At 47.2% G+C, this 18,701-nt stretch carries 19 protein-coding genes; 8 read left to right on the top strand and 11 right to left on the bottom strand.

All coding sequences use genetic code 11. The features are described 5' to 3' along the window. Nucleotides 1–53: 53 nt before the first annotated feature. Nucleotides 54–4,589 (top strand): EAL domain-containing protein, encoded by a 4,536-nt coding sequence (locus JFT56_RS01575; RefSeq protein WP_198781998.1) that lies wholly within the window; start codon nt 54–56, stop codon nt 4,587–4,589. A gap of 62 nt (nt 4,590–4,651) precedes the next feature. Here JFT56_RS01575 and JFT56_RS01570 read toward each other — a convergent pair whose 3' ends face one another. Next, nucleotides 4,652–5,743, bottom strand: a complete 1,092-nt coding sequence (locus tag JFT56_RS01570; RefSeq protein WP_198781997.1) for a branched-chain amino acid aminotransferase — start codon at nt 5,741–5,743, stop codon at nt 4,652–4,654. Nucleotides 5,744–5,869: 126 nt separating this feature from the next. On the opposite strand from JFT56_RS01570, the gene JFT56_RS01565 reads away from it, so the two are divergent. Next, the gene (locus JFT56_RS01565) at nt 5,870–6,142 is read left to right on the top strand and encodes a Rho-binding antiterminator (RefSeq protein WP_198781996.1); all 273 of its coding nucleotides are present in this window, start codon (nt 5,870–5,872) and stop codon (nt 6,140–6,142) included. Between the two features lie 13 nt (nt 6,143–6,155). Next, complete coding sequence (locus JFT56_RS01560; RefSeq protein WP_198781995.1) at nt 6,156–6,497, top strand: hypothetical protein; 342 nt, start codon at nt 6,156–6,158, stop codon at nt 6,495–6,497. A 137-nt stretch (nt 6,498–6,634) separates the two neighbouring features. Here the strand turns inward: JFT56_RS01560 and JFT56_RS01555 are convergent, their stop codons facing one another. Together JFT56_RS01555 and JFT56_RS01550 are read right to left on the bottom strand one after the other, a co-directional pair. Further along, nucleotides 6,635–6,988 (bottom strand): RidA family protein, encoded by a 354-nt coding sequence (locus JFT56_RS01555; protein WP_198781994.1) that lies wholly within the window; start codon nt 6,986–6,988, stop codon nt 6,635–6,637. A 79-nt stretch (nt 6,989–7,067) separates the two neighbouring features. Next, a complete protein-coding gene (locus JFT56_RS01550) occupies nt 7,068–8,585 on the bottom strand; it encodes a Na+/H+ antiporter NhaC family protein (protein WP_198781993.1) in 1,518 nt (505 codons plus the stop codon). 179 nt (nt 8,586–8,764) lie between these two features. On the opposite strand from JFT56_RS01550, the gene JFT56_RS01545 reads away from it, so the two are divergent. Further along, nucleotides 8,765–8,986, top strand: a complete 222-nt coding sequence (locus tag JFT56_RS01545) for a cell division protein ZapB (RefSeq protein ID WP_198781992.1) — start codon at nt 8,765–8,767, stop codon at nt 8,984–8,986. Here JFT56_RS01545 and JFT56_RS01540 read toward each other — a convergent pair. From JFT56_RS01540 to JFT56_RS01510, 7 genes are all read right to left on the bottom strand, one after another. Continuing rightward, the gene (locus tag JFT56_RS01540) at nt 8,983–9,195 is read right to left on the bottom strand and encodes a DUF1107 domain-containing protein (protein WP_011070699.1); all 213 of its coding nucleotides are present in this window, start codon (nt 9,193–9,195) and stop codon (nt 8,983–8,985) included. The genes JFT56_RS01545 and JFT56_RS01540 overlap by 4 nt on opposite strands. 463 nt (nt 9,196–9,658) lie before the next feature. After that, on the bottom strand, nt 9,659–10,267 hold the full coding sequence (locus JFT56_RS01535; protein WP_198781991.1) for a thiol:disulfide interchange protein DsbA/DsbL: 609 nt from the start codon (nt 10,265–10,267) through the stop codon (nt 9,659–9,661). Between the two features lie 106 nt (nt 10,268–10,373). Further along, a complete protein-coding gene (locus JFT56_RS01530; RefSeq protein WP_198781990.1) occupies nt 10,374–11,414 on the bottom strand; it encodes a serine/threonine protein kinase in 1,041 nt (346 codons plus the stop codon). Between the two features lie 10 nt (nt 11,415–11,424). Next, nucleotides 11,425–11,718: a DUF3630 family protein gene (locus JFT56_RS01525; RefSeq protein WP_198781989.1), complete on the bottom strand. Its 294-nt coding sequence runs from the start codon at nt 11,716–11,718 to the stop codon at nt 11,425–11,427. A 13-nt stretch (nt 11,719–11,731) separates the two neighbouring features. Next, nucleotides 11,732–13,186: a protein adenylyltransferase SelO gene (locus JFT56_RS01520; RefSeq protein WP_198781988.1), complete on the bottom strand. Its 1,455-nt coding sequence runs from the start codon at nt 13,184–13,186 to the stop codon at nt 11,732–11,734. 10 nt (nt 13,187–13,196) lie between these two features. Further along, nucleotides 13,197–13,502 (bottom strand): hypothetical protein, encoded by a 306-nt coding sequence (locus JFT56_RS01515; RefSeq protein WP_198781987.1) that lies wholly within the window; start codon nt 13,500–13,502, stop codon nt 13,197–13,199. Between the two features lie 124 nt (nt 13,503–13,626). Further along, the gene (locus JFT56_RS01510) at nt 13,627–14,502 is read right to left on the bottom strand and encodes a hypothetical protein (protein WP_198781986.1); all 876 of its coding nucleotides are present in this window, start codon (nt 14,500–14,502) and stop codon (nt 13,627–13,629) included. Nucleotides 14,503–14,775: 273 nt separating this feature from the next. Here JFT56_RS01510 and JFT56_RS01505 point away from each other — a divergent pair, with 273 nt between their 5' ends. The 4 genes from JFT56_RS01505 to JFT56_RS01490 all read left to right on the top strand — a co-directional run bounded on the left by JFT56_RS01505 (nt 14,776) and on the right by JFT56_RS01490 (nt 17,383). Continuing rightward, nucleotides 14,776–15,135, top strand: a complete 360-nt coding sequence (locus JFT56_RS01505) for a DsrE/DsrF/TusD sulfur relay family protein (protein ID WP_198781985.1) — start codon at nt 14,776–14,778, stop codon at nt 15,133–15,135. A gap of 117 nt (nt 15,136–15,252) precedes the next feature. Next, on the top strand, nt 15,253–15,657 hold the full coding sequence (locus tag JFT56_RS01500) for a nitrous oxide-stimulated promoter family protein (RefSeq protein ID WP_198781984.1): 405 nt from the start codon (nt 15,253–15,255) through the stop codon (nt 15,655–15,657). Between the two features lie 64 nt (nt 15,658–15,721). Then, nucleotides 15,722–16,654, top strand: a complete 933-nt coding sequence (locus tag JFT56_RS01495; RefSeq protein WP_198781983.1) for a hypothetical protein — start codon at nt 15,722–15,724, stop codon at nt 16,652–16,654. A gap of 144 nt (nt 16,655–16,798) precedes the next feature. After that, nucleotides 16,799–17,383 (top strand): YSC84-related protein, encoded by a 585-nt coding sequence (locus JFT56_RS01490; protein ID WP_198781982.1) that lies wholly within the window; start codon nt 16,799–16,801, stop codon nt 17,381–17,383. Nucleotides 17,384–17,441: 58 nt separating this feature from the next. Here the strand turns inward: JFT56_RS01490 and JFT56_RS01485 are convergent, their stop codons facing one another. After that, nucleotides 17,442–18,605, bottom strand: coding sequence for a GGDEF domain-containing protein (locus tag JFT56_RS01485; RefSeq protein ID WP_198781981.1), 1,164 nt, complete (start codon nt 18,603–18,605; stop codon nt 17,442–17,444). Between the last annotated feature and the right edge of the window lie 96 nt (nt 18,606–18,701).

The raw sequence follows: 18,701 nt of genomic DNA, 5'->3' as shown, positions 1-18,701 counted from the left end.
CCCCCAATAAAACCAAGGTGAATGACACCCGTACTAGGGGATAAAAGGGTTATTTGATAGGGGTAAATTTGAGTCTACCAATCCATCGACTAGTGCTAATCGCTCTTTGCGTCCTGAGTGTATGTAGTTTTTCACTCAAAGGGCTAGCCATACCTTTAAGTGCAGCTAATACTCAACTTAAGTTTGAACATTTCAGCAGCGAGAACGGACTCAATCAAAACACTATCACCAGTCTATTTATGGACAGTGCTGGCATGCTTTGGATTGGCACGCAAGATGGCCTGCATAGCTACAATGGCCATCACTTTAACCTGTTTATCCACACCCCTAACGATCCTACTAGCCTTTCTGAAACTTATATTTCAGATATCATCCAAGATGCCGATGGCTACATTTGGGTGGGCACCTTTAGCCAAGGGATAAATCGACTCGATCTCAAGACGGGCTCCTTTGAGCGTTTCGGGCAAGAGCAAGGGTTAACCGATCTGAGGGTGACTAAACTCAATATCGTTGGCAATACTCTCTGGATCGGCACTCAGGGGGGGCTATTTTCCCTATCAACCAAAACGCAGCGGATCAGTAAAGTCAACTTAGGGAACAATGCCGAACCCTATATCACTAGCCTTGCCAATGTTGAAAACACCTATTTGCTCGCGGGTTCGAAAAATAGCGGCACCTTTGCGGTCAGCAGCAACACTATTACCCGCCTCAATGTGCCGCAAAACTTGACCGCCCACCAGATTAAAGCCAATTCGACACGCTCTATTACTTTGGCGCTTGGTAATCAACTGTGGCACTACGATCTCATCAGTCAACAGGGTGAAGTGCTATGGCAAACCGAAAAGAACATTGCTTATATTAAAGATTTTATTCAAACACCCCTTGGTCGCTTTTGGGCTGTCGGCCCCGAGGCGGGCCTCATCCAATTGGATAGAAAAGGAGGACAGCTAACGGCAACCTACCATAAATACGATACCAAACGCGCAGACAGTATCAGTGAAAACAATATCTTAAGTATGTTACAGGATCCCTTTGGTAATCTATGGCTAGGTGCCAACTACTCAGGGCTAAATAAGATCAACACTCGCCGCCAGTATTTTCAGCATCTCTTTGAATATACAACTGAACTACCTCAGCAAAGTAATAACATACGTTCCCTATTTCGCAGCCAGGATGGTGCTCTCTGGATAGGCACAGAAGGTGCGGGCCTTAAGCGGCTCCCCGCCGATAGCGACAAGTACGAGTATTATTCGTCTCACTTTGCTAAGGCGCTCGGGGTCGAGCTGCGTAATCTAAATTTAATACTGCGCGATATTGCCCAGGATAAGCAGGGGAGCATCTGGTTTGCCAGCAACTATGGTTTAGGACGACTCACCACTAATGGTAAGTTCACCCTACATAACGTCAGCGATAGTCAAGACCAGACCTCAGAGGCAAACTATATTCGCAGCCTAGAAATAGACAGCCAAGATAGGCTTTGGGTGGCCACTTCCCATGCCCTCTATCGCAAAGCCACAGATAAAGATGAGTTTATCTCTGTGCCGCTCACCGATATTGAAGGCTTTTATCCCGCACAAAATCTGTTATTTACCCTCAAAGCAGACAAAAATATCCTGTGGATAGGGTCACTCAATGGGTTGGTTAAGCTCGATATGCAAACGGGATTCGGCCAAGTATTTACCCACCAACCCGAAGACAAAAACAGCATTATCAATAACCGCATACGGGACATTTTAGTCACAGCCAATGGGGATACTTGGTTTGCAACCCATGGCGGGATAAGCAAACTCTCCTCTAATGCACCCCATGTGGAGTTTAGCCACTACAGCCGCGAGCAGGGCCTACCCAGCGATACTATCTACGCCCTACTCGAAGATGAAAAACATGATATTTGGTTTAGCAGTAACGCAGGCATAGGCAAGCTGAATCCCGTCACCAACAAGGTCATCAATTTCAATGAGCAAGAAGGTCTACAGGCGCTGGAGTTTAATGGTGGCGTAAAACTCAAGGACAGTGATGGTGACCTCTGGTTTGGCGGCATTCACGGCATAAACCGCTTTAATCCCAATACCATCCCCAATCAACGCAGTGAGGCCAAAGTGGCGTTAACCGCCTATAAGATCGCAGGCAAAAAACACACTATCTTAGATCTAAGCCGTCCCCCACAAATAGTGATGCACTACGATGATCAGCTAGTGAGTTTTGAGGTGACATCATTGGACTTCAGTTATACGGGCAAAAACCGGTTTAGCTATTTCCTCGAAGGTTTTGATAATCAATGGCACGATTTACCTTCGGGCAATGAAATCACCTTTACCAATATCACCCCCGGGAAATACGTGCTACATGTGCGTCATTCACTGCAATACAACGGTGAAGGCGATTATGCGCTGCTCGTCGATCTCAGAGTGCAGTCCCCTTTCTATCGCACTCAACTTGCCTACGCTTTTTACGGTCTCATCGCCATTATTCTATTGGCGTGGAGCATTGCGAAACGCAAACGAAAACGCCAACAGCAGCGGGAATTTGAAACCAGTATCCGCGCCTCAGAGGAACGCCTCAAACTCGCCCTATGGGCATCTGGGGATGGAATGTGGGACTGGAATATTAAAGAAAACCGAGTCTACCGAACCAATATGGATAGCGCTATTCCCCAGTGGAGCGGCCATCATCTGCTACATGAAAACATCCATCCCGAAGATAGAGATAAATTTAAACATGAATTAGCCGAGCACCTGCAAGGCCGTACGCCCTTTTTTGAGGTCGAATATCGCATTGAACACTCACCTGGCAATTGGGTTTGGATCTTAGAGCGCGGCAAAGTTGTAGAGAGTGACGACAATCATCAAGCCATACGCATGACGGGTACTAGCCGCAATATCACCTCCCGTAAACTGATTGAAAATGAGCTAATACTCTCCTCTCAAGTGCTCAACAGCATGAACGAGGCCGTGGTCGTGGCCAGCTTAGATTATCGGATCCGCTCGGTGAATCCGGCGTTTTGTGCCATTACGGGTTATACCGAGCGCCAAATTTGCGATAAATATCTAGTGCAACTAGCCTATAGCAGGCAACAAAGGGGCCTATTTAACAACATAGAGCAACAGCTATTACGCCATAAACATTGGGCCGGTGAAATTTGGATCCGCAATAGAGGGCGCAAGGCACTGTTAGTCTGGCTTGAGATCAACCAAGTCATCGATATCAAAGGTGAAACCAGCCATTTTGTGGCGGTTTTTACCGATATTACCGAGCGTAAAAAAGCCGAAGAAGATCTGCGTTTCCTCGCCAGCTTCGATACTTTAACTGGCCTGCCGAATCGAACTCTTTTCCAGGATCGGCTCAACCATGCCATTACTCAGGCCCATAGATCGAATAACATCGTTGCCCTGCTGTTCTTAGATCTGGACCGATTCAAACATATCAATGACTCCATGGGTCACCATATAGGCGATCTGCTGCTCAAAGCGGTTGCTGGACGGTTACAAAACGCGGTGCGAGAGGGTGATACGGTTGCACGCCTAGGCGGCGATGAATTTACCATTATTTTAGAAGGTGTTGCCAAAACTAAGGCGGCAACCCTGATCTCGGAGAAAGTACTACGGGCCTTCCAAGTCCCCTTTTTATTAGATGATAAATCCCTGGCCATCTCAACGTCGATAGGGATTAGCCTCTATCCCAACGATGCGGACAATGCGGACTCATTAATTAAGTTTGCCGACACCGCCATGTATCATGCCAAATCCTTAGGTAGAAATAATTTTCAATTTTATACCCATGAACTCAACGAGATAGCCACCCGCCACGTACAGCTCGAAGCGGGGTTAAAACAGGCCATAGCACGCAATGAGCTGAGCCTAGTTTATCAACCTAAGTTCTCCCTGCGCGATGGTTCACTCACGGGCGTAGAAGCCTTGCTCCGCTGGCACCATGCAGAGCTCGGCCCTATTTCTCCGGTAGAATTTATTCCGCTGGCAGAGGAAACGGGCATTATTAATCACATTGGTCTCTGGGTGATTAACCACGCCTGCCAACAATTAGCCCAATGGAATGAATTGGGCTTTAAAGACTTCAGCATGGCCATTAACCTATCGGCCCGCCAACTCAAAGCGGATATTATTTCGACGATTGAAGTGGCACTCGCGGTGTCGGGACTGCCGGCGACATCACTCGAACTCGAACTGACAGAGTCGATGATCATGGGTAACCCGCAGGAATCTGTGACTATTTTAGCTAAGCTAAAAGCCCTAGGATTAACCATTGCCGTAGACGATTTTGGCACGGGTTATTCGAGTCTGAGTTACCTTAAACGCTTCCCCATCGATACCCTAAAGATTGATAGGGAGTTTGTCCGTGATATCACTAACGACCCAGATGACGCGGCCATTACCAGTGCCATTATCGCCCTGGCACACAGTCTCGAACTCAATGTGGTAGCAGAAGGGGTCGAAACCCAAGAGCAGCTCAACTTCTTAGCCCAACAGGGTTGCGATCAGGTTCAAGGATTCTTACTCAGTAAACCCCTTAGCGCGAAAGATTGCCTCGTACTGCTTAGCAATCAATCTAAGCCATTGTCGCAGCCGTCCTAAAGGACAAAACGTGGACATAAAAAAGGCTCCCTTGGGAGCCTTGTTGTTGCATTTTTTATGGCTTAAGGCGCGATACGCTCGACACGCTTCACCCAGCCTTCAGGGCCTTTAATATGGCCCTTTTGGATCTCGGTATACAGCTTGTAAATGCGCTGAATATGCTCACCCACTTCGCCGTTGCCCACAGTCACAACACGACCATCTTCAAAAATATAGGAACCCACAGCCGATACCACGGCCGCAGTCCCAAAGCCCCCCGCCTCGATAATTTCGCCGGACTCGATATCGGCAATAAATTTATCCAGCATCACGGTTTCTTGGCGAATTTCGCAGCCGAGCAATTCACCCAACTCCATAATGGATTGCGAGGTAATGGATTTTAAGATGGTATCGGTGAAGGTGGGGATAATCACAGTGCCGTCTTTCAGAATATGGAAGTGGTTCATCGCCCCCGCTTCTTCAATCTGTTGATTGGTCGAGTCAAGATACAACACTTGGGATGCACCAAACTGCGCTGCCGCTTTACCCGCACGCAATGAGGCCGCATAGTTACCCGCCGCCTTAGATGCGCCCGTTCCACCCGATACCGCGCGGTGATAGGTCTTACTGATCAACAAACGTATGCCTTTGTTCACGCCGGCGGCATAGTAAGCACCGCTAGGGCTCAAGACTACGCAGAAGGTGTAGCGTGAACTTGGGCTAACAGAGAGTCTATCTTCGGTCGCAAAAATAAAGGGACGAATGTATAAACAGGCGCCTTCTTGCATCGGGAACCAGAGACGATCCACATCGATCAAGGCATTGATCGCATCGATTTGCATCTGCTCATCGATATTCGGAATACAGACGATATCGGCGGAGCGATTCATCCGCTCGGCGTTTTTATTGATACGGAAAGTATAAATCTCGCCATCTTCATGCATAAAGGCCTTCGCGCCTTCGAAGATTGACTGACCATAGTGTAATGCCATTGCACCCGGCGCCATTTCAAATGGACCATAGGGAACAATTCGCGGATCACGCCATTCACCATCGCGGTAATCCATTAAAAACATATGATCGGTTCTGAGGCTACCGAAGCCCACATTCCCCTCGGGCTTGAATTGCTCAGTACGGCGCTCGGACGCAGGTTTTAAATTATATTTTATTTCCATCGCATACCACCTTGATTACTGAACAAGCAGACTAGGGAGCGATAGGAATAAAGTCAAGGGGGCTAAAGCCAATGACAAGTATTTTTGCCACAATAGGGGCGAGCTTCAGTCAGATGAGATAAGCCAATGTCAGACTATAAGATGATCCCCTGTGAGCACTACGATTACCTCGAACTCGCCTGCCTGCGCGGCTATCAACTTAAGATGGAGTTGATTGATGGCACGCAATGCCAGGGCCAAGCCATCACCACGCAGACAAGGGCAGACAAAACTGAGTGGCTTATCATCCAAGAGCAACAAACGAGACAATCCGTTAGGCTCGACCAGATAGCCGCCATCACGCCCCTTGAGCCTAATGCTGAATTTGGCAGGGTATTGATTGCGACTAAACAACTTTAACTAAGAGGATGACATGGCAAAAATGATTTTAGCGGTTGATATTGGTCATTGGACTGGTGGGCATAACGGTCAATATCCCCATCTCATTGAGTTTACTATGGCGCACCTAAATAGACCCTTTCATGTCAGCGAAGGTTGGGGACATGGTTTAGGTGGCGCGGCTTACTCACTCGCACAATTTGTCGAAACGCCTTATTACCTCAAACTCAAAACCGAGGCTCCTTGGGCGTTTGCCATTATCGAACAGAATTTAGCGCAACAGAATATTGATGCGATAGCCGCGGCATTCTCAATGCAATACGTGGATCATCCCCCCCTTGTCCCTGCACATTTAATGGAATACTTATCGCGCTAAAAATATGCAGGCTTAGATAGCTTAGTTAAAGAGTGTGTTAGGAGGATAAAAATCCACCGAGTTATGACACTCGGTGACAGGATGTTAAATAGGGATCGAAACAGGGTTATAAACCGAGTGGCAGAGTCGCTTCGCGCTTACAGCGCAACAGCCGCAATCACAGAAACTTCGACCAAATATTCCGGCTCAGCAATCGCTGCCTGCACACAAGCGCGGGCTGGCGCATGGCCCTTAGGCACCCAAGCATCCCATACCGCATTCATCGCATCGTAATCACCCATGTCTTTCAGATAGAGCGTCGCTGACAATAAATGCTCACGGGAACTCCCCGCCTGTATGAGCAAGCTATCGACTTCCTCTAACATGGTCGTGGTTTGCTCGGTGATATTTTGATATTTGTCCTTTGCCACTTGGCCACACAAATACACAGTACCTTGATGAATCACTATGCTACTCATGCGGGTGCCAACGTCTAAACGGGTAATGCTCATATTGATGTTCTCTTAAATCAGTACACTTGAAAAAGGCTTCGGCTCAAATCGAATCGGCCATTTTAGCGATAAACGAACCTTATGTCTGCGACGATAACTTAGGCCAAGGCGAATAGAAGCGCGCCATCAAGGCAAATAAACCGAGACCACAACCCACCACGGCCAACCAGACTAAAGGTAGCGCCACACCTAAATTCACCAATTGAAATCCAATCAGGGCCGAACACGCCGCCATCAGGGCAAAAGGCAACTGAGTCACCACATGGTCATGGGGTAAACAACCGGAACTGGTTGCACTCAGCACACTGGTATCCGAAATGGGCGAGCAATGATCGCCAAATACCGAGCCCGCCATCACGGCGCCCAATACGGGCAGCAACAAACTAACATCCATAGTGTGGGCAATCTCGCCACCAATCGGGATCATAATCGCAAAAGTGCCCCAACTCGAGCCAGTGGCAAATGCCATAAGGGCACAGAGTAAAAACATTCCCGCCACCAGCAATTGCGCCGACAGATACAGTTTGGCCCACGAGGCCAGTAAAGTTGCCACCCCTAAGTCTTGGATCACTGCACCTATCATCCAAGTGCAAAGCAGAATGGCGATGGCAAAGGTGATCATACGCACACCATGGCTAAGATCTCCAAATAGCGCAGGCATTCGTCGCCCCGAGAAACTTAACATCGCAAGGGTGACCAGTGTCGCCAGCAGACAAGCATTGCGCATAGACGCGCCAATATCGGCCTTAGCTAACCACTCTGCCAGATCCCACGCAGCCACCTGCTGTGCCCCTGACCACAGGGTTAACCCCACCGAAGCCCCAAGCAGAGTTAACATTGGCACAGCCAATAACCAAGGATTGCCCCTTGTATCTGCCTCGGTGACAGTCGTCGCCGAAAGCTCTTGCATCCGAGGAGGATTCTTGTCCATCTTCAAGGGGCGAAATCCCAACCCAAACCAAGCAACCAGCAGGGATAATCCTAAGGTGGATATAGCGTAAAAGTTGAGTGCGGCGACCTCAATAAAGGCCTGCAGCGGTGAGATAGGTAGAAAGCTTATCCCCGCGAGTAAAGCCATCACATAGGGACCCCAACTCGAAAAGGGTAATAAAGCACAGAGGGGTGAAGCATTCGAATCGACCAGATAGGCGAGCTGCTCATTGCGAATGCCATAACGCTGACTCAAGGGCTGACAAACATGACCCACGGCCAAACAGCTAAAAATGCCATCGATAAACACCAACCAACCGAGAAAAACGATCCCAAGGCGCGCCTGACGCTCGGTGCGTACCCTGTGATATAGCCAATCACCAAACTGCCCGACGGCACCACCCCGAGCCAATAACTGTGTCATGCTGCCGAGCAATAACATGGCGAGCAGAACATTAAGATGCCACCACTGCCAAGCGCCTTGGCTATAAAACTGTTTGAGCCCAATCTTGGCTAAGTAGCCGCCGGTTTGCATAATGTCGAAATGACTAATGATCAAGGCGCCGGAGATAATACCAACCCCGAGCGCAATCAAGGTTCGACGTAGCCACAGAGCCAAAATGAGGGTGAGCAACAGGGGAAGCATGGCGAGCAGGCTGGGTGACATAAGCCATTCCGATAATAAATAAAACCAAGAATACTAACGAGTTAATAACAAATGCAAAAAAACTTGAATTAGAACTCAGTTATCGGACGATTTTTCGCCAAACGGTAATAATCACTATTCCTTATGCTCTTGGCACTGCTAGAATCACAGTCCCATCCAGAAACCATAGGACTCTCCAGATGAGCCTTGAATTACTGTCCAAACTGGAAACCAAAATCCAGGCTGCACTCGAAACCATCGAGCTTCTAAAAATGGAGCTTGAAGAAGAGAAGCAAAAAGCTTCAACCTTGAGTGAGCATAATCAACAACTGAACGAGCAAAACCAACAACTGCAACAAGAACTCGCGTCTTGGAACGAAAAAGTCACTGGACTTGTTGGCCTGCTCAACAGCGAAATCTAAGCTGTTTTGGTTTGATGGTTCTGCGCTTCAATCAATTCGTTCAGTTCTAAAATAGCCTGCTTCACTTTTGGCAGGCTTTTTCTTGGCAATAAAAAACGTCCTTTCTCAAATTCTAATCGTCCTAAATCTTTAACCCATATCACGCCAGTCAGGAAAATGCGCGCATGCTTAACAATAAGCTTAGGTGCGTAGACAGGGAAAACTCTCATATAACCCCCAACATGCATTCTTGTTATTTTAAATTACAGTTGTTTGACAAAACGTTTATCCATTGAGTTTCATCTCCCCCACTCTTTTTTTCGATCTCTCACACCAAAACACATTAATCATATGATTTAATTGGCTTATATTGTGATATCTTTAACTCACGACAAAAGCGCCATTATATTGACACTTGCCATTTTTTTGACGCGATGATACATTAGCTGCGTTACTCAGGGTAAAAATGAGCCCTATGGCTCAAGTCCGTACTTTCCGTTAATCGGAAGTACGGTTTTTTTTTGCCAAATTCTAGCTAATACCTACGAATACACCGAAATACTGGTTCAACGTATTTTGGACTATATGTGCTCGCCAATAAAAAAGGAGCACTAGGCTCCTTTTTTATTACTCTTATATTATCAATAAGTTAGATTGCAGACAAATGACAAAGTCACTGCAATCCTGTGATAATTACTTTCTCGCTAAGTAGTAAGCGATATCTAATAGCTCGTCGAAGGACTTAACTGCACCATTTTCAACACGGTATTTGCCATTAACAACCAGTGCGGGTACGCCTGTCAGTTTCGCGTTTTCAGTATCGCGCTTCATTTTCGCCATTTGGGCTTTTACCATAAATGAATCGGCCGCAGCATCGAAAGTTTTACCATCGACCCCATTTGCCACAAACAAGGCACGCACATCATCACGGTTAGTAAAGTGTTGTTTCTTATCATGGATGGCAGCAAATAATGCGGCGTCGATTTTTTCACCCACATTGAGTTGGTGAGCCACGGCAAAAGCACGTGACATTTCTACGCCCATTTCTTTACCGATAAAATCGACGTGTGTCTGACTAAATTCCACACCCGCTGGCTTCTCGGCTAAGATTTTTGGTACGACGTTTTTGGAAAAGCTGTAGCAATGTGGGCAATAGAAAGAGAAAAACTCGGTGATCTCTGGCTTAGCAGTGGCTGGGCCATCGTTGATCACTGTGTAATGTACACCTTCTTGGTATTCCACAGCCGATGCCGCCAGTGGTGCTAATAACAACGCAGCGGCCATGAGTAATACTTTTTTCATAAAAATTCCTTAAATCAATTGTATAAATGAGCTGGAGCCTAACATATTCTATTTTTCGAGTGTAACTCAAGCCTAAGAGTTCAATCTAATGTCACAGGATATCTCTTTAATAGGGTATTAGGCTCAATGGCGGCTCATCGAGGGCAAATAATTGCTCCTTAAAAGCCAAGATCTGTTGCTCCCAGTACTTGTCATCCCCAAACCAAGGGAAGTTCATCGGGAAAGCGGGATCCTGCCAACGTCTGCCAATCCAAGCGTTATAGTGCACCATACGCAACGCACGCAGCGGTTCAATCAAGGCCAGTTGCCGAGTATCAAACTCACAAAACTCTTCATAGGCCTCGAGTAAAATCTCAAGCTGCATAAGTTGTTGCGCTCGGTCGCCCGTGAGCATCATCCACAGATCTTGGATCGCTGGCCCCATGCGGGCATCATCCAAATCCACAAAACCTGGGCCATCGGGCGTCCATAAAATATTACCAGGGTGTAGATCCCCATGGAGTCGAATAGCCGCAAAACCTTGACGAGCCCAAATGGCATTCGCCTTAGCTAACACTTGTTCTACCACAGTAAAAAATGCCACCCGCAGATTTGTCGGTACAAGCTCAGATTGCTTTAACCACGCAAGCGGCTCAGCACCCAATATTTGCGGATTAAGCGGTTCACGTTCACTGAACGCTTCCTGCCCCGCGTACTGATGCATACGGCCGATAAAACGGCCCACTAATTCCAACTGCTCCAAATTATCGACTTCAAAGGCTCGCCCCCCGAGGGAAGGAAACAAGGTAAATCGAAAACCTTGGTAGAAGTGCAGGGTTTTACCGTCTAAAACAACGGGCACCGCCATGGGAATATCTTCAGCGGCCAAGGCAAGCGCATAGTCGTGCTCTTCTTGAATTTGAGCATCGCTCCAGCGATTAGGGCGATAAAACTTCACCACAAAGCGCAGTCCTTCATCGCTGCGAAATTGATAGACGCGGTTCTCGTAGCTGTTGAGTGCCAGTAGCCCTGTCTCGGGATAAATGCCAAGGCTCTCAATGGCATCTAAGATCAAATCCGGAGTCAGGGCCTGAAAATGAAACTCGGCCCCCCTGTCGTCTTGATTCTCGGGTAGCGAGTTGTTTTGGTTAACCACATTTTGACTCATATCGATTCACTTATAGGTAAGGTTTTAGCAAAGTGGCCAGGTATTCCAACACCTCGAAATCGGCTTCCCGCTCGGTCGAAAGCCAACAAATGTTGCCGTAAAACTCATAATTGAGCCATAAATGACTCCCTTCAAACTCCAATAACCATTGATGCCTATCGGCACCCCATTGACGCTCGCGCACATGGCAATCTAATGCCGCCACCAGTGGTTCGGCAAAATCGGTGAAACGATCGAAATCAATCTCGGCACTAATCGCTAGGCTTAATGCCGCTTTATCTAAATGAATAGCTTGTAATTTCATGCTGACTTTTCGCTCAACTGCTGCATGACATGATCAAACCTTGGCCCCAGTCCGGTGGACGCTTGGCCAAGTCTTCATGTTCGGTTTGTTCGGCAAAGGGCTGACTCAGCACCTTTTGCAACCTGTGCAGCGGTGCCAAATTCCCCTCTTCTACCGCGATAATGGCCTCTTGGGCCAAGTAATTACGCAAAATATACTTGGGGTTTACGCTATTACGCTCGGCTTGCCAAGCGTTAATATCTGCGACAGCTCCCAATCGCCGTTGATAAGCCTGATACCAAGCATCAAATTCACTGGTATCGATAAAATCATCCCGCAGTGAACTCCATTGGCTGGTGGGATCTATTTTGCCGAATCGACGCCATGTTTGAGTGTAGTCGAGCTGATTTTTCTCCATTAACACAGTGAATCGGCCAATAAGCTCTAAATCTTGTTTATCTTGCTCCGCCGTCTGTATTGCCAAGGTTGGCAGACCTAACTTTGCCCGCATCAAACGCAAATAAGGTTGAACTAAGGCATCTTGGTATTGATTGAGCACGGCGATCAGATCATCGGATGGGATCACGGGCGTGAGCGCCTGCGCTAAGCGTTGCAGGTTCCATAGGCCAATTCCGGGCTGCTGGCCAAAGGCGTAGCGACCTTCGGGATCCGAATGATTACAGATAAAATCTTCTTGAAAGGTATCGAGAAACGCGAAGGGGCCAAAATCGAAACTCTCCCCTAAAATCGACATATTGTCCGTGTTCATCACCCCATGGGCAAAACCTATTGCCTGCCAATGGGCAATCATTCTGGCGGTATCTTGTACCACCTGTAAAAACCACGCTTTATAACCCGATGGATCGCAACTCAAGTGCGGATAATGCTGAGTAATAGTGAAGTTGAGTAATTGGGTCAGCTTATCGGCGCGGCCACGTTCGCTATGGCAAAAAAATTCAAAGTGACCAAAGCGAATATGGCTACGGGCTAAGCGCACTGTAATGGCTGCGGTTTCTTGGCTCTCGCGCCACACGGGTAAGTCAGAGCCAATTACAGCCAAGGCTCGGGTCGTCGGCACATGTAAATGATGCAGAGCTTCAGAGACTAAAAACTCCCGCACCGCTGAGCGCATCACGGCACGGCCATCGCCATGGCGCGAGTACGGCGTTGGACCACCGCCCTTTAGCGCCACATCCCATGCTCCATTGGGCCCTATCGCTTCGCCGAGAATGATCGACCGCCCATCCCCTAAACGCGGTGTATAACCCCCAAATTGATGGCCGCTATACACTTGGGCATAATAAGTCGCGCCATCGAGGGCGGCATTACCAGAGAGCCCCAGCAATAACGCCTCGTTGGGCTGAGTTAAGCCAATTAATTGCGCGGCATCGTCACTCCAGGCAAGCCAATGGGGATGGCTTATCCCCTGAGGGTAAACTTGGGAATAGAACTCTGGCAGCTGATTAAAAAAATCCTGTTTGAACTTCATCTCTACCCGCCTATTGGCTCAAGCTCTTACACACCAGCACCGACTTATCATCGAGCCCACAGAGATGCCCACATTGATAAACACCCGCGCCCATATCATCCCCCTGCCTTAAACGCTGCATACCCTGGGCTTTGCGCTGGCATTGTTCCAAGGTGTCGTAATAGCCATGAATATCCTCAGTTTGCAGCTGTGCCGCAGGTAGGGCGCTCACATCGTTATAGTAGAACAAGGTCCATTCGGGGGTTTTAGTGCAAGCACCCAAAAATAGTAACCCTAGCGTAAGGAACAGTCTCGGCGTGGCAAAACTTAGTTTCATCGTGTTAACCCATAAAAAAAGCGAACCTTAGTTCGCCTTTTGCGCATTCAGTTAACAGGGATTCTACACTGCCTAGGCGAGGGAAATAACCGCTTTTCGCCTAAGGGTTTATCCCGCTAATACATTATGCAGTGGTAGCCTTTGCCTGCGCTTTCTCGATACGGCTTATGCGTCCCTCAAATCCAGTGACAGTGCCATCGCTAAGCCCAAGAGTTAAGGCTTCTCGGCAAAGTGCGATGGCAGCATCGAAGGCTTGGATATCGTTAAGCAGTGTGGCCAAGTGTAAAAAACCTGTGGTTTTCAGCTCAACGCCTTTACCTTGCTCAGCACCAGCATCGCGGAAAAGGAGGAGATAAGGCTGTGCAAGTTGCGCCCCATAGTTAAGATAGTCGGCGGATTTTCGCTGTTTATAACATTCAGCAATGATATTTTGCAGTGCGGTGTAACGCTCAAGTACAGAGGCAGCCTGTTGATATTCTTCGAATGCCCGCTGCAGCGTGATATTTCCCCAAGAGCCTGGAGTAGCAATATCCATTGGCGAAGTCGAGGCCGGAGTGACAGACTCTGGTATGGCAGATACTGGTATGACAGGCTCAGGCATTTCAGGCTCGGTTGCCGCGGCGGATGTCAGAGTCTCAGACTCAGCGGGGGCTTCACCTAGGATGATCACTGCGTCTTTATTGTGGGCCGCAGGCATATCGACATCGATAATATCCTCGGTAATTTCAGTATGATTTATCTGCTCTTGGGATTCACGGGGCAGCAGCTCGGCTTCCACTGTGGTGATGCTCACAGGCTCGGCTTGCTTAATAACTGACGGTTCCGGCTCATCATTAGCAACGACTTCTGCCGCTGAATCGACTGACGTCACATCGGCAACGGATTTTTCAGCCGCCTCTTTAGACATCCTTGCCGCTTGCTCTTCCTTCGCCAAACGCTGGGCGCGACGAAATAAAAACACACCGACTACGATCAGTATAAATACGACTAAAATCTTCATTCTTGTTCACCTTTGATGGCCGCTTCTCGTCCAAAGCCATGTCAATTGACTTGCCAAACCGAAACCAATAAGGTGGCTGGCAATGGGGTCTATCCAAAAATTGAGCAGAGATTAACCGCTATTAAAGTCCATAGTGTCAGTGTAAATCAAGTATTTATGCCTTTTTATACGATCTTACGCTCAAATCGTTATAGTAAACTGCAGTAGACTGCCGCTTTACCTCTCCCTTTAATCTACGACTTAGCGAATGCCCATTTAAAGTAGGAAAAGCTTATGCAAAAAATACTGATCGTCGCCCACGCGAGCCCCTATGGAACTGAAAAACTATTTAATAGCTTACGCATTGCCTTAGCGTTAAAGGATTATGATGAACAAGCGGTTGATGTAAAACTCTTTTTAATGTCCGATGCCGTATTCGGTGTACTCAAGCATCAAACCACCCCCGACTTAAGCTACAACCTACAGCAGATGTTCGAAATCCTCCGAGCCCAGCAGGTGCCTATCCTACTCTGTAAGACCTGCGCCCAAGCGCGGGGCGTGACGGAAGAGCTGATTATCGATGGCGCACAAATAGGAACATTGCAGGATCTTACCCTCTGGACCTTAGAAGCCGATAAGGTCATACATATTTAGTTCGATTCATTTAAAGCATTATTTTGTGCGCATCTTCATAATTTGGCGCTTCTGTTTTGTCAGCGCCAACTTCACTGCCTATCATGGGATATCCGAGTAACACACTAAGGTATTCCCATGGGCTCAGCTGAACTACTGACGGGCAAACTGCTTTACGAACACCAAACGATTGCCGCCATGATGAAAATCTACTGCCGAGCGAAACACCAAGGCCAAGGTGAAAGCGGCCTGTGTGACGAGTGCCTAGCGCTATTAGATTATGCCGCGGTGCGCCTCGATCGCTGCCCCTATGGTCAGAACAAGCCGACCTGCAACAAATGTCCAGTGCATTGCTACAAACCTGAGCAGAAGAAAATGGTCAAAGAGATCATGATTTTCTCAGGTCCGCGCATGTTGTTACCGCATCCCATACGTGCAATCAAGCACTTACTGGCAGAGCGGACGCCCGTGCCTGAAGTCGTCCCCGAAGCCGCATCCAATCGACATCAACGCATTGCGATTTCGCAGAAAAATACTGAGTAACACTTTTGCGCCTCGAATTTCCCTGTTATAACAGGGCTCGAGGTATCGCACATGAACAGATCGAATGGACGAATTTAATACTTTTTTCGCTCAAGCCTACTGGTGGTTGTCGTTATTTGGGGGCTTACATTGCCTCGCGTTAGCTATTTATATTCGTTATTTTTACTCAGCCAATAATAATCAAAAACTGCTTGCTGGATTCTTAAGTCTTATCGCCCTTTACTTCCTCACGGGTATGCTCAACCGGGATAACTCCCCCATACCTATACATATTCTATTTAACCTGATTAACCCTATTTACTTTTTACTCATGCCCCAGCTCTACCTTTACTGCAAACGCAGCCTAGAGCAGAGCACTGAACCCATTGGATTTTCTAAGCATTATTGGCCTTCCCTCCTAACCCTGTGCCTTGCCATAGTGGATATTTCGCTCAGGTTTAATCTGCATAATGATGCTATCTGGTTCCAAGCTGAGTTCTTCCAATATCGCCAACATATAGATCTGAGTCATTGGGGTTTAGCACTCCCGCTCTTTCTTTTTATTCAAACTAGCTGTTACTTTGTCGCGCTCTGGTTTTTGTTTCGCCGGCACCAGCAGCATAAAAGCCAACCCGTTAATGACCCGCAGGAAACCCTAAGGTTAATTCATTTCCGTTGGTTATTTGGCCTGACTGTAGCCATGCTGCTTAACTGGTTAATTCGCGTATTTGTGGTGATACTTCCCTTCTATCTTGGGGATATTCTCTCCCCCTTATCCCATGCATTGCCGCGTTTAAGCTTACTGCTGAGTTTTTATTTCTTAGCCGCATATGGCCTGAAACAAATTACCCGTACGGCCTACTTAAAAGGCCATATCGCGGCGCCAGCACCTAAGGTTGAACCCCAGACAACGGAACTGTTAACGTCAGAGGAATTTGAATTTATTCAACAGCTTCAAAAAGAATCGAACGAAGTTAACTCAAAATCTGCCGAGATAACTCCCGATACTAAGAACTAAAAGCCCAATGCAACCTCAAAAGGTATATCGCGCCCACTGACTCATCCACACAAGCTGAACCTAAGCTGATATTTCTTCAGCTAAGGCTGTCATTTGTAACCACAAAGAGTAGTCTGATAGCACAAAAACCCGAGGAGGAAACCCATGAAATCATTTTTAACTGCCATTGCCGTCTCCACATGCCTATTAGCCAGCCTGTTTAGTGCTCCTGCGGTACAAGCGGATGAAAGCTACGATCAAGCCATCGCCAATTTTCAGCAAGCGAAAGAAACACGTAAATTTTTCGACACTGCCTATGGTTATGCCCTGTTCCCCACTGTGGGTAAAGGTGGCATTGGAATAGGCGCAGCCTATGGTAAAGGTCGCGTCTTTAAAGGTGGTGTTTATATGGGGGATTCTAGCCTGACCCAAATCTCTATTGGATTCCAACTCGGCGGGCAAGCCTATAGCGAGATCATCTTCTTTAAAGATGCTAAATCCTATGATGACTTCACCAGCGGTACATTTGAGTTTGACGCCCAAGCCTCGGCGGTTGCCATTAATGTAGGCGCGAATGCGCAGGTGGGAACGACGGGGAACTCTGCAGGCGCTGGACAGTCCGGTGGTAATCAATCGGCCAAGGGCGCATATATCAATGGTATGGCGGTATTTACTGCGGCTAAGGGCGGCCTAATGTTTGAAGCCGCGCTCGCGGGTCAAAGCTTTAGCTTCGAGCCGAAAGCCAACTAACCTAAAGAGAGATACTTAAAATAACGGCGAGCCCCAGTGCTCGCCGTTTTTGATATTGTTAATCTAAAACCTGTCGCTGCAAAATTAACTCTGTTGCCAACAAATCGGCATGGGTCACCCTATTTCGGCCCTTAGCTTTAGCGTCATATAAGGCTTTATCCGCACTAACGAGTAACGGTTCAATGCCAGTGATTTTGCGAGATGTCGCCACACCAATACTAATTGATAAGGTGATATCAGGATGGACATCAAGGATTTCAATCGCAAACCGCAGTTTTTCGGCTACCGCTAACGCCTGTTTGCTATCGGTTCTAGGCAAAATAACGGCAAATTCTTCACCACCTAAACGGCCAATAATGCCCTGTTGTTTTACCCCATCCTGCAATGCATGGGCACAGAACTTAAGCGCAGTATCGCCGACATTATGCCCATAGGCGTCATTAATTTTCTTAAAATTATCAAGGTCCAACATCAAAACACTCAAGGGTAAGTTTTCACTGACCATGATGTCCTTGGCATTATCAATAAACGCCCTTCTATTAAACAGGCCAGTTAAACCATCTAGGGATGCTAATGCTGATAACTCTTTGTTTAATTTATACAATCTAACTAAGAGTATGATCACAGTGCTGAAAATCATATAAATGATGCCAGTAATCACTAAGCTACCTTGAATAGTGCTTTTGGCGATAATTTGAATAAACAGTTCTGGTTTTATATAACAATATAAAGCTCTTACGAAAAATCCTAGCCCTAGTAATCCCGTCGAATAAATAAGCCATCTCTTTAATTTTTCGCTGCCAGACCAACAGCCTCTGGTCAAAATTAATGACATTAACATCAGCTGTATGCCAACGATAATACTGGCAAAGATGACCCGCATAACAATGTCATCGATATAAATCGACATACTTATGGGCATCAACAATATGGGTAATACAAATAGCCAGTTTGAGACTGTTTTATCGACTAGGCGAGCAAACGCTAAATAGCTGAATGAAAACGCCAAACTGACACAAAAATTATAAAAAACAATGGCAACTACAGGGGGTAAATGGGGGCGTGCAAAAAGCAGTAGGTTAGCGAAGCCATGGATGAACAGCGCTATAACCCAATATTTAGTCCCTTGATCTGTTCCCCTCTCTGCCATGAGCAATATTGCAAGCAGCCATTGGATAATCGCCTGCGTGATAATAAGCGTTGGTGAATCGAGTGCTATCATATTTTGGACTAATGCTTGATGCCTAGATTTAGGGAGAAATAGTAGCAGAGCCTATGTGCTCATCATATATAAAAAAGCCCGGCCACTTAAGCAACC

The sequence above is a fragment of the Shewanella putrefaciens genome (genome assembly GCF_016406305.1).
GTDB lineage: Bacteria > Pseudomonadota > Gammaproteobacteria > Enterobacterales > Shewanellaceae > Shewanella > Shewanella putrefaciens_C.
The sequence above is the reverse complement of the archived record's forward strand: the minus strand, read 5'-3'. Positions and strand labels throughout refer to the sequence as shown.

Excerpts from the sequence above, each read along its gene's own strand:
- JFT56_RS01570 (WP_198781997.1), bottom strand. The coding sequence starts at position 5,743 with ATGGAAATAAAATATAATTTAAAACCTGCGTCCGAGCGCCGTACTGAG.
- JFT56_RS01565 (WP_198781996.1), top strand. The coding sequence starts at position 5,870 with ATGTCAGACTATAAGATGATCCCCTGTGAGCACTACGATTACCTCGAA.
- JFT56_RS01560 (WP_198781995.1), top strand. The coding sequence starts at position 6,156 with ATGGCAAAAATGATTTTAGCGGTTGATATTGGTCATTGGACTGGTGGG.
- JFT56_RS01555 (WP_198781994.1), bottom strand. The coding sequence starts at position 6,988 with ATGAGCATTACCCGTTTAGACGTTGGCACCCGCATGAGTAGCATAGTG.
- JFT56_RS01550 (WP_198781993.1), bottom strand. The coding sequence starts at position 8,585 with ATGTCACCCAGCCTGCTCGCCATGCTTCCCCTGTTGCTCACCCTCATT.
- JFT56_RS01545 (WP_198781992.1), top strand. The coding sequence starts at position 8,765 with ATGAGCCTTGAATTACTGTCCAAACTGGAAACCAAAATCCAGGCTGCA.
- JFT56_RS01540 (WP_011070699.1), bottom strand. The coding sequence starts at position 9,195 with ATGAGAGTTTTCCCTGTCTACGCACCTAAGCTTATTGTTAAGCATGCG.
- JFT56_RS01535 (WP_198781991.1), bottom strand. The coding sequence starts at position 10,267 with ATGAAAAAAGTATTACTCATGGCCGCTGCGTTGTTATTAGCACCACTG.
- JFT56_RS01530 (WP_198781990.1), bottom strand. The coding sequence starts at position 11,414 with ATGAGTCAAAATGTGGTTAACCAAAACAACTCGCTACCCGAGAATCAA.
- JFT56_RS01525 (WP_198781989.1), bottom strand. The coding sequence starts at position 11,718 with ATGAAATTACAAGCTATTCATTTAGATAAAGCGGCATTAAGCCTAGCG.
- JFT56_RS01520 (WP_198781988.1), bottom strand. The coding sequence starts at position 13,186 with ATGAAGTTCAAACAGGATTTTTTTAATCAGCTGCCAGAGTTCTATTCC.
- JFT56_RS01515 (WP_198781987.1), bottom strand. The coding sequence starts at position 13,502 with ATGAAACTAAGTTTTGCCACGCCGAGACTGTTCCTTACGCTAGGGTTA.
- JFT56_RS01510 (WP_198781986.1), bottom strand. The coding sequence starts at position 14,502 with ATGAAGATTTTAGTCGTATTTATACTGATCGTAGTCGGTGTGTTTTTA.
- JFT56_RS01505 (WP_198781985.1), top strand. The coding sequence starts at position 14,776 with ATGCAAAAAATACTGATCGTCGCCCACGCGAGCCCCTATGGAACTGAA.
- JFT56_RS01500 (WP_198781984.1), top strand. The coding sequence starts at position 15,253 with ATGGGCTCAGCTGAACTACTGACGGGCAAACTGCTTTACGAACACCAA.
- JFT56_RS01495 (WP_198781983.1), top strand. The coding sequence starts at position 15,722 with ATGGACGAATTTAATACTTTTTTCGCTCAAGCCTACTGGTGGTTGTCG.
- JFT56_RS01490 (WP_198781982.1), top strand. The coding sequence starts at position 16,799 with ATGAAATCATTTTTAACTGCCATTGCCGTCTCCACATGCCTATTAGCC.
- JFT56_RS01485 (WP_198781981.1), bottom strand. The coding sequence starts at position 18,605 with ATGATAGCACTCGATTCACCAACGCTTATTATCACGCAGGCGATTATC.